At 71.9% G+C, this 14,217-nt stretch carries 13 protein-coding genes and 3 pseudogenes; 8 read left to right on the forward strand and 8 right to left on the reverse strand.

The features are described from left to right. Window positions 1-453 precede the first annotated feature (453 nt). A pseudogene (locus tag BGM09_RS26960) lies at window positions 454-684 on the forward strand (ATP-binding protein); the annotation flags it as partial. Between the two features lie 29 nt (window positions 685-713). Here the strand turns inward: BGM09_RS26960 and BGM09_RS26965 are convergent. Further along, window positions 714-1,205 (reverse strand): hypothetical protein, encoded by a 492-nt coding sequence (locus BGM09_RS26965; RefSeq protein ID WP_223187658.1) that lies wholly within the window; start codon window positions 1,203-1,205, stop codon window positions 714-716. A 569-nt stretch (window positions 1,206-1,774) separates the two neighbouring features. Between BGM09_RS26965 and BGM09_RS26970 the strand changes: the two genes are divergently transcribed. After that, complete coding sequence (locus tag BGM09_RS26970) at window positions 1,775-2,203, forward strand: DUF4240 domain-containing protein (RefSeq protein ID WP_188284304.1); 429 nt, start codon at window positions 1,775-1,777, stop codon at window positions 2,201-2,203. A 183-nt stretch (window positions 2,204-2,386) separates the two neighbouring features. Here the strand turns inward: BGM09_RS26970 and BGM09_RS26975 are convergent, their stop codons facing one another. Then, a complete protein-coding gene (locus tag BGM09_RS26975) occupies window positions 2,387-3,280 on the reverse strand; it encodes an NADP-dependent oxidoreductase (RefSeq protein WP_188284305.1) in 894 nt (297 codons plus the stop codon). Between the two features lie 70 nt (window positions 3,281-3,350). Here BGM09_RS26975 and BGM09_RS26980 point away from each other — a divergent pair, with 70 nt between their 5' ends. Beyond that, window positions 3,351-3,938: a TetR/AcrR family transcriptional regulator gene (locus BGM09_RS26980; protein WP_188284306.1), complete on the forward strand. Its 588-nt coding sequence runs from the start codon at window positions 3,351-3,353 to the stop codon at window positions 3,936-3,938. A 111-nt stretch (window positions 3,939-4,049) separates the two neighbouring features. Here the strand turns inward: BGM09_RS26980 and BGM09_RS26985 are convergent, their stop codons facing one another. From BGM09_RS26985 to BGM09_RS26995, 3 genes and pseudogenes are all read right to left on the reverse strand, one after another. After that, the gene (locus tag BGM09_RS26985; RefSeq protein WP_188284307.1) at window positions 4,050-4,637 is read right to left on the reverse strand and encodes a short chain dehydrogenase; all 588 of its coding nucleotides are present in this window, start codon (window positions 4,635-4,637) and stop codon (window positions 4,050-4,052) included. A gap of 119 nt (window positions 4,638-4,756) precedes the next feature. Next, complete coding sequence (locus tag BGM09_RS26990; protein WP_188284308.1) at window positions 4,757-6,226, reverse strand: aldehyde dehydrogenase family protein; 1,470 nt, start codon at window positions 6,224-6,226, stop codon at window positions 4,757-4,759. Window positions 6,227-6,492: 266 nt separating this feature from the next. Further along, window positions 6,493-6,792: pseudogene (locus BGM09_RS26995) on the reverse strand (MFS transporter); the annotation flags it as partial. 52 nt (window positions 6,793-6,844) lie between these two features. On the opposite strand from BGM09_RS26995, the gene BGM09_RS27000 reads away from it, so the two are divergent. From BGM09_RS27000 to BGM09_RS27010, 3 genes and pseudogenes are all read left to right on the forward strand, one after another. Next, window positions 6,845-7,318, forward strand: coding sequence for a MarR family winged helix-turn-helix transcriptional regulator (locus tag BGM09_RS27000; protein ID WP_188284309.1), 474 nt, complete (start codon window positions 6,845-6,847; stop codon window positions 7,316-7,318). Beyond that, window positions 7,315-8,196 carry an SDR family NAD(P)-dependent oxidoreductase gene (locus BGM09_RS27005; RefSeq protein WP_188284310.1) on the forward strand — a complete coding sequence of 294 codons (882 nt, stop codon included), beginning with the start codon at window positions 7,315-7,317 and terminating at the stop codon, window positions 8,194-8,196. Before BGM09_RS27000 ends, BGM09_RS27005 begins: the two co-directional genes overlap by 4 nt. 210 nt (window positions 8,197-8,406) lie before the next feature. After that, window positions 8,407-9,264 (forward strand): annotated as a pseudogene (locus BGM09_RS27010) (DUF5937 family protein); the annotation flags it as partial. A 53-nt stretch (window positions 9,265-9,317) separates the two neighbouring features. On the opposite strand, the gene BGM09_RS27015 reads toward BGM09_RS27010, so the two are convergent. Continuing rightward, window positions 9,318-10,355: a threonine/serine dehydratase gene (locus BGM09_RS27015; RefSeq protein WP_317452909.1), complete on the reverse strand. Its 1,038-nt coding sequence runs from the start codon at window positions 10,353-10,355 to the stop codon at window positions 9,318-9,320. Window positions 10,356-10,565: 210 nt separating this feature from the next. Here BGM09_RS27015 and BGM09_RS27020 point away from each other — a divergent pair, with 210 nt between their 5' ends. Continuing rightward, entirely contained in the window at window positions 10,566-11,048 is a 483-nt protein-coding gene (locus BGM09_RS27020; protein WP_188284312.1) for an NUDIX domain-containing protein, read from the forward strand. Window positions 11,049-11,363: 315 nt separating this feature from the next. Continuing rightward, on the forward strand, window positions 11,364-12,665 hold the full coding sequence (locus tag BGM09_RS27025; protein WP_317452910.1) for an MFS transporter: 1,302 nt from the start codon (window positions 11,364-11,366) through the stop codon (window positions 12,663-12,665). A 59-nt stretch (window positions 12,666-12,724) separates the two neighbouring features. Here BGM09_RS27025 and BGM09_RS27030 read toward each other — a convergent pair whose 3' ends face one another. Next, a complete protein-coding gene (locus tag BGM09_RS27030) occupies window positions 12,725-13,486 on the reverse strand; it encodes an SDR family oxidoreductase (RefSeq protein ID WP_188284313.1) in 762 nt (253 codons plus the stop codon). A 115-nt stretch (window positions 13,487-13,601) separates the two neighbouring features. Continuing rightward, a complete protein-coding gene (locus tag BGM09_RS27035; RefSeq protein ID WP_188284314.1) occupies window positions 13,602-14,039 on the reverse strand; it encodes an SDR family oxidoreductase in 438 nt (145 codons plus the stop codon). Window positions 14,040-14,217: the final 178 nt, after the last annotated feature.

The raw sequence follows: 14,217 nt of genomic DNA on the forward strand, positions 1-14,217 counted from the left end.
TGCCACCAACGACCGCACCGTGAAACGGTGTGTCTCAATGCCGGGTGATCCAGAATTCTGCTGTCCAAGCGCCCGACGATGCGGGCGAGCTCGCGCGCGGACTTCGAAGGCAGGGCATGCATGGCGACCTCCAGGAGCTCCCGCCATTCGTCCGCCTCCGGTGGACAGCAGGACGGTTCACCGCAGCCTGTGCGAATGTCAGGCGCACGCCGTCGCGGAGTACGCGCCAGCTCAGCCCAGGCAGCCAGGGCTTTGCCCAGGTCACCTGGCGCGAAGCGAGTTCGCTCCAAACGGATGATCTCAGCCTGCGCCGAACCGGAAACCTGACCAATCTTCGAATATCGCCCACGCTCAACCGCGAACCTCCGGCGGTCCGAACGCAGGCAGCGCTGACATCCTGCTCGGCATAGTCGCGGTGTCGGCATAGGTCAATCTATGCTGATATCCGCATAGATCGACGAGCTGGGCTATATGGAGGTTCTGACCGAGCGGGAGGAAAAGAACAGTATGGCCATCGCCTCCAACGAGTCGTTCTCCTCGTGGACCAAGACGTTCACCGATCCCCGCCTCTGCGCTGCCGTCGTGGACCGCCTCACCTTCGGCGGCAACGTCATCGAGACCGGCAGCGACTCCTACCGCCTCGCCCACACCAAAGCGCGCCAACAGGCCACCGCAGCCACCTGACCACCCCTGGGGCGATCCTGCTGTCCTGGCTACCACCGATCGAAGGACCAGCCGGGATGACAAGCACTCAGGTGGGGCAGGTGCATGCCCCAGTCAGGGGGTGACAATGCGTGCACGCCCCGTGGGGTGATCTGGCCGGTGTCGTCGATGTCGAACCCCCAGGAGAAGCCGGTCAACGGCACGACACGCCGCTCGGTCTCCTCCAGCGGAGTCCAGGCCAGGAAGCTGTGAGCGAGCCACGCCAGCGGCTTGCGCTCATCCCGTGACGGTGCGTCGAAAAGCGTGGGTTTGACGCCGAAGAAGGCATAGGGGGAAGGCGCGTCCTCAAACAGGAAGAACGGGTCCATCTCGAAGGCCGTCCCGTTCGAGGGGCTGTCCGTTGACTGGACCAGTTGGACCCAGCCGAACATTGCGCGATAGCCCTGGGCAGGGTGCTCGACAACGGCGCTGCAGCACGGGAACCCTCGCGCCCCCGGCGGCTTGCCGACCACTTCGGGCTCACCAACGGGATCGACGGCCACCGTTACGGATCCCGCTACACCGTCATGGATAAAAGGGATGACCACGTCCTCACCTTGCCGGTGATCCGCTTCAACGACAAGGGGCGAACCTGGGCAGAGCGCGAGAGACCGCCTGCGTCCGCACAAGCTCTCCCCAGCGGCCTCAGGGGTACGTCGGCCTCGCCGCTCGGCGACTGCCTGTCCGGCCACCGCGCCACTGGCCCTCGGGTGGCCCAGGACACTGACAAGCTGATAGCGCTGACAACCGTCACGGTGACGGTGGAGGTCGTCAATGAGCCCGAGACACTGGGCAAGCCGCCTCACGCCTGTGGGTTTCCGTGCTGCACGACCGTCGGGTCGAGCCGGGTGCACAGCCCTTACGAGCGGCGGCTGGCCGATACCCCGCCGGAGCCGAGGCGGCTCTCCGCGACCAGGGGCTCGGCATCCGCGAGATGGCCGCCGTTGTCGCTGATCGCCCGGACAGAACAACCGGAAGACAGCCCAGCAGGGCGTCTGTCAGACCCCGGGCCACGACCACCACGACCCGCGTATCAGCATCAATGTCAGACCCCTGCGGCATGCTCGCCCGTATGAACGAAGACGCTTTCTGGCAGCTCATCGAAGACTGTAGGCCCGCGGGACCTGACCCTGAGGCCGAGCTGCTTGCACCCGCACTGATCGAGCGTCTTGCCCAGTGCCCGTTGTCGCTGGTCACAGGCTTCGCGGAACAACTGTCGTGGGCGCTGTACCAGCTCGACCGCAAGGAATACGGATACGACCTGTCCGGTGACGCCTTCCTCTACACCCGTGCTGCTGTCGTCGCGGCCGGCCGCGCGATCTTCGAGAGCGTCCTTCAAGACCCTGCGGTCTTCAAGCCGTACGCCACGAAGCTCATCTGGGCCGAGAACCTGCTCTACGTACCGGACCACGCATACAAGCGCATCACCGGGGAGGAATGGGACCGCGACACGCGATACTCCTACGAGTCGTACTCGAACACCGAGGGCTGGGCTGACTGACCAGCGTTCGCCAACACCTGCTGACGGACTCACGAGCTGCTGATCACCCTCACGGAATATGTGCCAGATCCCGCCGAACGTGAACGAAGCCGGCGCAGACTCGACCGGATTCGTCACGGCGGCGGCGACGAGATGGCTGTGCGCACGAGGGCTTGACGGGCGGCTCTGCACCGTTGGGGGCGGTCAGATGATCAGGACTCTGCGGCCGCGGGTGTGGCCGGACTGGCTGTCGGTGTGGGCCGCGACGGCGTCGGCGAGGGGGTAGGAGGTGTCGACGGGGATGTGGAGTGCGCGGCGGGTGATGAGGGCGGCGGCCTCGGCGAGGGCGGCGGGGACGCTGCCCGCGGTGCCGGAGAAGCGGACGCCGTGGTCGGGGGCGGTGAGGTCGGCGATGGAGACGACCTTGTGGGGGTCGCCGGTGAGGGCGACGAGTTCGGGGACGACGCCGGAGCCCGCGAGGTCGAGGGCGGCGTGGACGGGACCGAGGGCGCGGACCCGGTCGGTCCAGCCGTCGCCGTAGGTCGTGGGGAGGGCGCCGAGTTCGCGGAGGTAGTCCTGGTTGGCGGGCCCCGCGGTGCCGATGACGGTGACGCCGCGGTCGCGGGCGATCTGGAGGACGGCTGATCCGACGCCCCCGGAGGCGCCGCTGACCAGCAGGGTCTGCCCCGGCTCGACGCCGACCTCGCGGAGGATCCGCAGCGCGGTCTCGACCACGGAGGGGTATCCGGCCGCCTCTTCGAAGGTCAGCCCTTCGGGCATCCGGGCCCAGGCCGAGAGGACGGCGAACTCGGCGTAGGTGCCGGTCCCTTCGCCGAACACGTGGTCGCCGATCTCGACACCGTCGACGCCCTCGCCGATCTCGTCCACCACCCCGGCGGCGTCCAGCCCGACTCCTGCGGGCAGTTCTACCGGATGCGCCGTGAGGACCTGGCCCTCGCGGACCCGCCAGTCGGCGGGGTTCACACCGGCCGCCCGTACGGCGACGCGTATCAGGCCGGGGCCCGCGTGGGGCTCCTCGGCGTCGATGAGGCGCAGGACATCGGGGCCGCCGAACGCGGCGAAGCTCACTTTCTTCATGCGGCCGACCGTAACACTAACGGTTAGCGTTTTGAAACCGTTCCTGTTTCGTAGCTGATAGTGTGCGGCCATGACCGTGCCGACCGGACGCCGTGAGCGCAAGAAGGCCGCGACCCGCCAGAAGATCGCCGACACCGCCCTGCGGCTCTTCCTGGAGCGCGGGTACGACGCGGTGGGAATCCGTGACGTGGCCGCCGAGGCCGACGTGGCCGTGACCACGCTCTTCTCGCACTTCGCCGCCAAAGAGGCGCTGGTGTTCGAGCAGGACGAGGACTTCGAGGAACGCCTCACGCGGGCGGTCACCGAACGGGCGCCGGACGAGCCGGTCGTGCCCGCGCTGCGCCGCGAGACGCACGCCCTGGTACGGCACTGCACGGCGGACGGCGCCGCGCCGGTCTGGCGGATGATCGACGGGTCGCCCGCACTGCGGAAGTACGAGGAGTCGATGCGGCTGCGGCACGCGGAGTCGGTGGCCGCGGCCCTCGTCGCCGATCCGGGACTGCCGCAGAGTGCGACGGCCTGCCGGACGCTCGCGCGGTTCGTGATCGACGCCTTCTCGCTGGCCCGCGAGTCGGCCGATCCGCAGGCCGCGGTGGACGAGGTCTTCGGGATGATCGAGGCGGCCTGGGCGGCCGCCCGCCCCTCACGGCACGCGTGAGGAACGCGGGGAACGCGAGAACCGCGAGAAACGTGGGGAACGCGACGGACGCGAGAACCGCGACGAAGCGACCTCCGGCTCAGGCACGGAACCCGCGGCCCCGCCCGCGACTCACGGGCGGAAGGTGCGGCCCCGCACCGTCCCCTCCGCGATCCCGACGTAGACCTCCGCGACCTCGGAGACGGAGGTGCCCGCGGCGGGATCGGCGGACATGGCCTGGAGGGTCTCGCTGATCCAGCCGGGGCTGACGAGGTTGAGGCGCAGCCCGCGCGGGAGTTCGCTCGCGGCGTTGCGGACGAAGCCTTCGAGGCCGCTGTTGATGAGGGCGCCCAGCGAGCCGCCGGCCATGGGGGCGGCGAAGGTGCCGCCGGTCAGGGTGATGGAGCCGCCGTCGCGCAGATGGCGGGCCGCGCGCTGGACCAGGGCGACCTGGCCCCAGAGTTTGGCCCGCACTCCGGCCGCGAAGTCCTCGTCCGTGGCCGATGCCAGCTCCAGCAGCGGGCCGTTGGCGGCGCAGCACACGACCGCGTCCAGACCGTCGACCTCACCGAAGAGCGTGTCCATCGTGGACGGGACTTCGAGGTCCACTTTCAGCGGACCCCGGCGCGAGGCCGCGACCACCTCGTGCCGTGCCGCTGTCAGCGCGGCGGCCACCGCGCTCCCGACGGTTCCAGAAGCTCCGACCACCAGTACCCTCATGCCCCCGATCATCCCCCACTGGCCCCCTCCCCCTCAACGGCCCCACCCGACCCGGCCGGAGGGCGCACCAGGTCGCCCCGAAAAGAACGCTCCGGTCCTCCCCTGGGCGGAGGCGCGGGTCAGTACGGGTAGTGGACCGGCGTGGACTGCACGGTGAACCACCTCAGTTGGGTGAATTCGTGGAGGTTGGACTCACCGCCGGAACGGCCGCCGAGGCCGGACGCGGCGAGGCCGCCGAAGGGCGCCTGGGGCTCGTCGAGGCAGGTCGAGTCGTTGATGTGGACCATGGCGGAGCCGAGCCCCGCGGCGAGGCGGCGACCGCGCGCGAGGTCGGAGGTGAGGACGGCGTCGACCAGGCCGTACGGGGTGTCGTTGGCGACGGCGAGGGCCTCCGCGTCGGTGTCGACGGCCAGGACGGGGGCGATGGGGGCGAAGATCTCCTCGGTCCACAGGGCCATGTCGCGGGTGACGCCCGTGACGACGGTGGGCCGGTGGAAGAGGCCGTCACCGTCGCCGCCCTCGACGACGGTGGCGCCCTCGGCGACGGCCTCGGCGAGGAGCTTGCGGGCCCGTTCGCGCTGTTCCGCGCTGATCATCGGGCCCAGGCCGACGCCGTCCCGGGCCGGGTCGCCGACGGTGATCCGGGCGGCGCGCGCGGCGAGATCGGCCACGTAGGCGTCGAAGACGGGCCGCTGCACGATGTGCCGCCCCGCGGTGATGCAGGTCTGGCCCTGGTAGTGGAAGGCGGACCAGGCGCCGATCTGTCCGGCCTGGTCGAGGTCGGCGTCGTCCAGGACGATCAGGGCGTTGTTGCCGCCGAGTTCGAGGGAGACCTTCTTCAGGCGCTCGCCCGCCTCCCGCGCGATGGTGCGGCCGACGGCGCTGGATCCGGTGAAGTGGACCATGGCGATGTCCGGGTGCGCGGTCAGCGCCTCGCCGGAGTCCTGCCCGCCGGGCACGACCTGGAGTACGCCCGCGGGCAGTCCGGCCTCGGCGAAGACATCGGCGATCAGCAGTCCGCCGCTGAGCGGGGTGTGCGGTGAGGGTTTGAGGACGACGGCGTTGCCGACGGCGAGGGCGGGCGCGAGGACGCGCATGGCCAGCACCAGCGGGAAGTTCCACGGGGTGATCACACCGACGACGCCCAGCGGGACGCGCTGCGCGACGCTTTCCCGGCCGGGCGCGCGCGTGGGCAGCGTCTCGGCCCGTATGTGACCGGCGAGTGCGGCGGCCTGGTGGAGTTCTTCGACCGCTCCGGCGATCTCGTACTCGGCCTTGCCACGGATCGAGCCGGTCTCACGGACGATGAGGTCGGCGAACTCCCCCGCGCGGGCGCGCAGTCGGGCGGCGGCCTCGCGCAGTACGTCGGCGCGGACGCCGAAGTCCGCGGCGGCCCAGGCCCGTCCGGCGACGGCGGCCTCCCGCGCGGCGCGGTCCAGGTCGGCGGGCGAGGCCCAGCCCGCCCGGCCGAGCGGTTCCTGGCGCGCCTTGTCGAGGACCGTCGACGTACGCCCGTTCTCGGCCGGGACGAAGGCCCCGCCGACGAAGAGAGCGCCGTCCCAGGCGCGCGGCGTGGATGGGGTCGGCATAACGGGCCTCCGTGTCGATGCACTGGTCGAAGTAGGGGTGTTGCGGTGGCGCGGTGCCGGTGGCGCGGTGCCGGTACGGGCGTACGGCGGTACGGCCGCCCCCGGCGCCGGCGTCCTCACGCCGACGTCCTCGCGGCCCGCACGCGTCTGGGCAGCCCGGAAGCCTGTCCGGCAGCCTGAGTTTGTTAACCTTCCGAACTCTCACCGTAGCAGCGAAGACCGGCTTTGAGGAGAGCCGTCCGGCACAAGCCGTTCCGTCCGCCGCGTCAACCGCTGAGCCGCATCCCCTGGTCCTTCTCCGTGGCGACCGCGGCGGAGGACAGGAGCGTCGCGGCGGCGAGGCTGCCCCACAGGGCGGTCGAGCCGTACGGGGCGAGGGCGGTGATGGCCGCGGGAGAGACGGCGAGGCCGAAGCCGGTGGAGAGTTGGAAGCGGGCGAGGGTGCGCCCCAGGACGTGGGCCGGGGCGAGGGCGGTGACGAGCGCGGTGGCGCTTCCGGCGTAGATGATCTCGCCGAGCGTGCAGACCACGGACACGGTGGCCACGGCCGGGGCGCCCCAGCCGTGCTCATAGTACATGGTTTTTCCAATGATTGGATTATCCATGTACTATGTGGTCATGGATGATCGGCAGCTGACCGAAGAGCTTCACGACTACCTGTTCGCAATCCGCACGCAGGTGCATAGCGAGCTCAGAGACCTGGCCCGGGAAGCGGGGCTGACTGACACTCAGACCGATGCGCTGTGGAGGCTGAGTCGTGGGCGGGAGATGACCGCGCGCCGTCTGGCCGACCTCTTGCAGTGCGACGCCTCAACCGCCACGTCGATGATTGACCGGCTGGAGAAGCGCGGCCTGGTCCGCCGCGTGCCCCACCCCACCGACCGCCGCGCGAAAGTCATCCAGCTCACCCCCGAGGGATGCGCGCTGCGCGATCGCGTCGTCCAGCACACCACCGAGCACTCACCCTTCGCCCTCCTCGACCACGAGAGCAGGCTGCGCCTGCACACGCTTCTCCGTGAAGTGATCGACGGCCCCCGCCCGACAGGTGGGGCCGCCAGCGTCAAGGAGACCGTGAAAGAGGAGCAGCAATGAGCAGCAAGACCGCAGTCATCACGGGCGGAGCCTCGGGCCTGGGCCTTGTGACGGCACGCCACCTCATCAAGGCCGGTCAGAGCGTCGTCCTCGTCGGCCGGGACGCGACGCGCACCCGGGCCGCCGCCGACAGCCTGCGCGGCCTGGCCCCTGCGGGCGGTGACGCGGCACCGCTGAGGACCTACATATCTGACCTGGAACAGTGGTCGCAGGTACAGGAACTGGCAGCGCAACTGGCCGCCGACAGACACGCGGTGGACGTCCTCATCAACAACGCAGGGGCGGCGTTCCCTCGGTACGAGCAGACGCCGGACGGCGTGGAACGCACCTACGCACTCAATCACCACGCCCCGTTCTTGCTCACCCACGCCCTCCTGTCCGAGGGAGTGCTCACGCTCGAAGCGCGGATCATCAACATGTCCTCGTTCGTGGAAAAGCGTGGCAGGCTCGATGCCACCGATCCGGATGTCGCGGGAACATCGTGGAGCAAGCGCTTCTACAACCAGATCAACGTCTATGCGACGAGCAAACTCGTCAGCCTCCTGGCCGCGCGAGAACTCGCACACCGCCTGCCTGACGGCATGAGCCTCTACAACGCCAATCCCGGCATGGTCAAGGGCACCGGGATGAACAGCAACGCCGGCGGTCTGATGCGGCTGACCGCCCCGCTGTTCCGTCCGTTCGCCATCACCCCGGACGAAGGTGTGCGGACCCCAGTCTGGCTCGCCAGCGCCTCGCCCGCACCGCGCCCCAGCGGCGGATTCTTCAGCGAGTCCCAGCCGGACACCCCTTCGCGCCTGGCCCTGAACGACGGTCTCGCCCGGACCGTCTACACCAAAACCGCAGCCCTCCTTGGAGTGGAGCCGCTCACGAGGTAGGGCCGGCCCGGAACCGGTTGTCACGCCGGGATTGCGGCTGCCTCGTCCTGCCCCGCCCTGGGGCCGGCGGCTCGATGTGCTCCTTCCGGCACCGGGCCACCACAGCCGCCGCCAGCCGCTCCTGGTCCTCCTCGGTGTTCGCCCGGAACCCGTACGCCTCCCGGATCTCCTTGCGGTGCCGCTTGATCCGGTCACCCTGCCAGTCGTAATCCGCCCACGCCCCGGCCGACCCTCGCCGAGGAACTGGACGATGTGGACCGGATCGACGACGCCCGCTACGTGACCGCCGCGCTGGTCACCACCTGTGGCGGCAACCGGATCCACTTCGGCTCGCCGTCGCCGCTCACCGACGCGACCGCGCGCGAACGGGCCCTGGACCTCGCCCAGGCGCGCGGCGCGTTGCAGGAGGCGTTCGCGGAACGGCTGCTCGCGGACCCGGCCGCCGTACGGGCACGGGTGCGCGACACCCTCGAACAGTGCGCCGGGGCGTTCTTCGACGCCGCCTGGTCGGGGGCCGCCATCCGCATCGCCTCCGACCTGCGGCTGAAGCACGACCTGCTCAAGCGGCAGGGTCTCGGGGCGGCGCTCGCCTCGGTCTCCGGCGCGGTCGCCCTGACGCCCGGCGGTGACCGGATCGTCGTGGACAAGCTCCAGGACAGCGCGACCTCCGCCCGCGACGACGGGGTCACCTTCATCCCGAGCGTCTTCGGCCGCCCGCACCTGGTGGCGGTCCACGCGCCCGGGTGGCGGCCGGTGGTGCGGTACCCCGTGGCCGAGCCGGGCCCGTCCGAGCAGGTGCCGATGGAAATGGTCACGCTACGGCTTGAGGCGCTCGCGCATCCGGTACGGCTGCGGCTGCTGCGCACCCTCGCGCGCGGCCCGCACACCACCGTCGAACTGGCCCACGCCTGGGAGCTGTCGCCCCCCGAGGTCTCCCGCCACCTCGCCGTCCTGCGCCGCGCGGGCCTGCTCACGAGCCGGCGGCACGGCCGCTACGTCCGGTACACCCTCAACGCGCCCGATCTGACGTCGCTGGGCTCCGATCTGCTGGCGGCCGTCCTGCGCTGAGCGGCGCCGGTCGGAACGCCCCCGCCCGGCAGGCGACCTCGAACGCCTGCGGCTCAGCCTTCCGCGCGGGCCACCAGATCGCCGGGGTCGGTGTTGGCCCCGCACAGCAGGACCGCCACCTTCTCGCCGGGGCGCGGCTCGTACGGCCGCCCGCCGCCGTCCTCTGCCCCGGTCGACGCCCCGGTCGACCCCCCGGTCGGCAGCAGCGGCGCGAAGGCGGTGGCCCCGCCCGCCTCGGTGACGATCCTGAGCTCGTCCCAGAGCGTCTGGCGGGCGGCGATGATGGCCCGGTCGGGGACCAGGACGGACCGGGCGTTGTCCTGACGGCCCGCGTGGACCGCCATCTCGGTGGCGCGGCGCGCGCCGAGCGAGTCGCCCGCGACGGAGTCCACGGTCACGTCGACCGGGTGACCGGCCTCGACGGCCGCGTGCAGCGTACGGGCGTTCTCCGGCTCCACGGCGACGGCGCGGATGCCGTGCTCGCGCGCGGCGGTGGCGACCCCGGCGAACAGTCCGCCGCCGCCGACCGCCACGAGTACGGTGTCCAGGCCGGGAATCGCGGCACGGATCTCGTCCAGTACGGTGCCCGCCCCCGCGGCGATGTACGGGTGGTCGTAGGCGTGGCTGCCCAGCGCGCCCGTGGCGGCGGTGAACTCCTCGCAGGCGGCGAGCGCTTCGGCGTACTCCTTGCCCACCAGGCGTACGTCCGCGCCGTACGCCCGCAGGCGCGCGACCTTCACCGCGGGGGCCGTCTCGGGCACGAAGACGGTGGCGGGGACGCCGAGCGCCCTGGCCGCCCACGCGCAGGCGAGCCCGGCGTTGCCGCCGGACGCGATGGTGACGCCCGCGGCCGGGAGGGTGCCCGCGGCGCTGTGCGCGAGCAGGAAATTCCGCGCGCCGCGCGCCTTGAAGGAGCCGGTGAACTGGAGGTATTCCAGGGCGAACCAGAGCTCGTAAGGCTCGCCACCTCGGCCCCCGCCGGCGCCGCCGACGACGAGGCCGGGGTCGGCCCTGGTGACGGCCACCGGCCTGATGTGGCCGTCGATGCGGTCGGCCGCCTGCCGGATGTCGTCGTAGTCGAGGTGGCGCACGCAATGCTCCGGGGTTTCGGGGGGCGGTGAGGGGCTTCGGGACAGGGGCTTACAGGTCAGGGCCGCTCTTCGCGGTCCGATCATCGTGCCACGCGCCCGGTGGACGGCGCGGGGTGACCGCGCTCGCGGCCTGACCCGGGCCCGGTCCGGCACGCGTCTGTCTGGTGCGCCTCTCCCGTAAACCTCCGCCGGACGGCCAGACTTGGCGGTGTGGTGAACAAGCGCAGCGCCGGGGTCCTGCTCTTCCGCGAGGGCGGCGGCACGGACCGGGACGGCGGGATCGAGGTCCTACTCGGGCACATGGGCGGGCCCTTCTGGGCCCGGCGCGACGCGGGCGCGTGGTCGATGGTCAAGGGCGAGTACGGGCCGGACGAAGCCGCGGTGGACGCCGCCCGGCGCGAGTTCCGGGAGGAGGTCGGCCTGCCGCTGCCCGACGGCGAACTCCTCCCGCTCGGCGAGACCGAGCAGTCCGGCGGCAAGGTCGTCACGGCCTGGGCGCTGCACGCCGACTTCGACCCGGCCCTCGCCGTGCCCGGCACCTTCACGATGGAGTGGCCGAAGGGGTCGGGCCGCCTCCGGGAGTTCCCGGAGATCGACCGGGTGGCCTGGCTCGGTCTGCCCCGCGCCCACGAGAAGATCGTCAAGGGGCAGCGCGTCTTCCTCGACCGCCTGGCCGCACTGCGCGCCGGTTGACGCCGGTCATACGGTGCCCCACCGGCCCTACGGCGCCGGCTCGGGGCGAGGAATTCGGCGGACGGCGGCTCGTCGGTGCCGGGCTGGCAGACGCTGAGCGGATACTGCGGCACGGGTCGCCTCCTCGGTCCGTACCGGGCTCCTGCCCAGCTCGCGTGGCCGGTCCGCCGACCGGCTCTCACCGTCGATACGAACGGGTCGGGCCCGGACCGACATCCCGGCTGTTGTTGAATGGTCGACGGCCGCCGCCGTACGAGGGCGTGCCCGGTGAGGTCCGGCCCGAGGTGAGGCAATCAACAGGTGAGTGCGCGTCCCGTGTCCCTGAGAAGTCTGATACCGGCGGTCTTCCTGCCGGTCCTGATCTTCGAGACGGGCATGGGCGCCCTTGCTCCGGTGCTCGCGCTCAGCGGCAGAGCGCTCGGCGCGAGCGTCGGCAGCGCCGGGCTGGTGCTGGCACTGCTCGGCGTCGGGCAGATCCTCGGCGACGTGCCGGCCGGTGCGCTGGCGGCGCGGTTGGGCGACCGCAAGGCGATGCTGGTCGCCTCCGGGGTCACGGCGGTGACCCTGACCGGCTGCGCGCTGGCCCGCAGTGTGTGGCAGCTCGCGGCGGCCGTGACCGTCACCGGCGCCTCCAACGCCGTCTTCATCCTGGCCAGGCAGTCGTATCTCACCGAGGTCGTGCCCACCGGGCTGCGCGCGCGGGCGATGTCCACGCTCGGCGGGATGTCGCGCGTCGGCGCCTTCGTCGGGCCGTTCCTCGGCGCGGCCGTGCTCACCAGGTTCCCGGTGCACGACATCTACTGGCTGGCGCTGCTGTGCACGGCGGTGACGGTCGTGGTGCTGCTCACCGTGCGCGATGTCGCGGACCCGGCGGCGGGGGCCGTACGGGAGACCGCCTCGGTACGGTCGGTGCTGCGCGGCCACCGCCGGGTCTTCCTGACGCTGGGCCTGGCCGTCCTGCTGGTGGCCTCGGTCCGCGCGACCCGGCAGACCGTGCTGCCGCTGTGGGCCGACCATCTGGGTCTGAGCCCTTCGTCCACCAGCGTGGTCTTCGGGATCGCGGGTCTTGTCGACACCCTGACCTTCTACCCGTCGGGGCAGGTGATGGACCGGGCGGGCCGCCTGTGGGTCGCCGTGCCGTCCATGGTGGTCCTGGGCTGCGCGCAGGCCGCGCTGCCGCTGACCCACAGCCTGGCGTCGCTGACCGTCGTCGCCATGCTGATGGGCTTCGGCAACGGGATCGGCAGCGGCATCCTCATGACCCTCGGCGCCGATGTCGCGCCGCCGCGCGCCCGCTCGCAGTTCCTCGGTGTGTGGCGGCTGTGCGCGGACTCCGGCGCGGCGGGCGGTCCGCTGGTCGTCTCGGCCGCCGCCGCCCTCGGCAGCCTCGCGGCCGGGATCGCCCTCATGGGCGCGGTCGGCCTCGCGGCGGCGGGCGCACTGCTGCGCTGGGTGCCGCGCTATTCGGCCTACGCGACGACCGGTACCCGCCGGTCGAGCAAACGGGTCGCGGGCGGCGCGGCCCCCGCCCCCGTACCCGAACCGCGCCCGCCGGGGGGCGCGTCCGGGCAGCCGGAGAATCCGGTACGGGGCAGGGGCGAGCCCCCGCTCACGTGAGGGAGCGCCCCCTCCCGCGCGGCGCGGGCGGCGGCCCGCGGTGTGCCCAACCGCCGTGGTCAGACCGCCCGTTCGGCCAGGAACGCCTCCCAGGTCCGCTCGCCGACGGTGGCGCCCTCGGTGGTCAGATTCTCCCCGTCCCGGTACACGCGCCCGGCCTTGCCCGGCATCGGGACCGGCATGATCGGGCGGCGCTTGCCGACCGCCTGGAGGTAGCCGCGGGCCGCCTCGGTCAGCGTGTAGACGGTGGGTCCCACCATGTCGGGCACCTGCCCAGCGGGCTCGCCGAGAGTCAACTCCACCATGCGGGCGGCGACTTCGCGTGAGTCGACCGGCTGGAGCCGCATCACGCCGGGGATCGGCAGCACCGGCAGCTTGGCCATCTTGCCGATCACGGTGAAGGCGAACTCGTGGAACTGCGCGGCGCGCAGCGTCGTCCACGGCAGCCCGGACTCGGCCACCATCCGCTCGGCGGCCAGCTTCACCTTGAAGTAGCCGAGCGGGACCTTGTCCGCCGCGACGACCGAGATGTAGACGATGTGCCGTACGCCCGCGGCCGACGCGGCGGTCAGCAGGGCGCGGGTCGACTTGTCGTCGCCCTTCGCGTCGCCCGCGAGGTGCAGGACGGTCTCGATGCCGTCCACCGCCGCGTCGATTCCCTCGCCCGTGAGCAGGTCACCGGTGACGTACTCGACGCCGTCGCCGGACGCGTGGGCCGTACGGCTCAGCACCCTGGGTTTGTGGCCCGCCTCCAGCAGGAGCGGGATCACGTGCCGCCCGAGGGTGCCCGTACCGCCGGTGACCAGGATGGATGCTGTCATGACGTCTTCTCCGTGTTCGTCTCGCGAGTCATCCGGCGGTCTCGTTGGGAGCCGGAATTCGATGATCTGTTGCGGGGACACCGTGGGGGCACGGCGGGGACACCGCCGGGACCCATTAGCTGAGGCCGCCGTCCGCGCGGAGATTCCGGCCGGTGCGCCGGCGGGTGGCGGGGCCGCCGGGGAAGGCGACGACGTCCGCGATGTCGGTGGGGCGGCCCAGGCGGCCGAGCGGGGTGAGGCCCATGAGCGGCTGGAAGTCCACGCCCGGGTTGGCCTCGCGCAGGAGGTCGACGTCGGTGGCGCCGGGCGCGACCGTGTTGACGGTGCTGGCGGGCGCGCCGAGCTCGCGGGAGGCCACGCGGGTCAGTTGCTCGATCGCGCCCTTGCCGGCTGCGGCCTCGGCGTCGGTATCGCTATCGGCGTCGGCCTCGGCCTCGCGCGCGTAGCCGAACACCACGTCCGCGCCGTCGCGCGCGAGCCGTTCCACGATCGCCCGGCCGATGCCCCGCGAACCGCCGGTGGCCACAGCGGTCTTGCTCTTGAGCACGGTCATGCAGCCCTCCCCCGGCGGCCGTTGCGGCCGCGGCTCCGCCCCAGAACCTACGCCGGTCCGTACCGGCGCGGAACAGGGCGCGCCAAGGGCGGTACGAGCCGCGCTCACCCCGGGAGGCGGTCGCCGTCCGTGTCGCGGTCGGCCCGGTCCCGTGCGAGGGCGGGCACGAGCGACGAGC

This window comes from Streptomyces sp. CBMA29 (assembly GCF_014596445.1).
GTDB lineage: Bacteria > Actinomycetota > Actinomycetes > Streptomycetales > Streptomycetaceae > Actinacidiphila.

Excerpts from the sequence above, each read along its gene's own strand:
- BGM09_RS26970 (WP_188284304.1), top strand. The coding sequence starts at position 1,775 with ATGAACGAAGACGCTTTCTGGCAGCTCATCGAAGACTGTAGGCCCGCG.
- BGM09_RS26975 (WP_188284305.1), bottom strand. The coding sequence starts at position 3,280 with ATGAAGAAAGTGAGCTTCGCCGCGTTCGGCGGCCCCGATGTCCTGCGC.
- BGM09_RS26980 (WP_188284306.1), top strand. The coding sequence starts at position 3,351 with ATGACCGTGCCGACCGGACGCCGTGAGCGCAAGAAGGCCGCGACCCGC.
- BGM09_RS26985 (WP_188284307.1), bottom strand. The coding sequence starts at position 4,637 with ATGAGGGTACTGGTGGTCGGAGCTTCTGGAACCGTCGGGAGCGCGGTG.
- BGM09_RS26990 (WP_188284308.1), bottom strand. The coding sequence starts at position 6,226 with ATGCCGACCCCATCCACGCCGCGCGCCTGGGACGGCGCTCTCTTCGTC.
- BGM09_RS27000 (WP_188284309.1), top strand. The coding sequence starts at position 6,845 with ATGGATGATCGGCAGCTGACCGAAGAGCTTCACGACTACCTGTTCGCA.
- BGM09_RS27005 (WP_188284310.1), top strand. The coding sequence starts at position 7,315 with ATGAGCAGCAAGACCGCAGTCATCACGGGCGGAGCCTCGGGCCTGGGC.
- BGM09_RS27030 (WP_188284313.1), bottom strand. The coding sequence starts at position 13,486 with ATGACAGCATCCATCCTGGTCACCGGCGGTACGGGCACCCTCGGGCGG.
- BGM09_RS27035 (WP_188284314.1), bottom strand. The coding sequence starts at position 14,039 with ATGACCGTGCTCAAGAGCAAGACCGCTGTGGCCACCGGCGGTTCGCGG.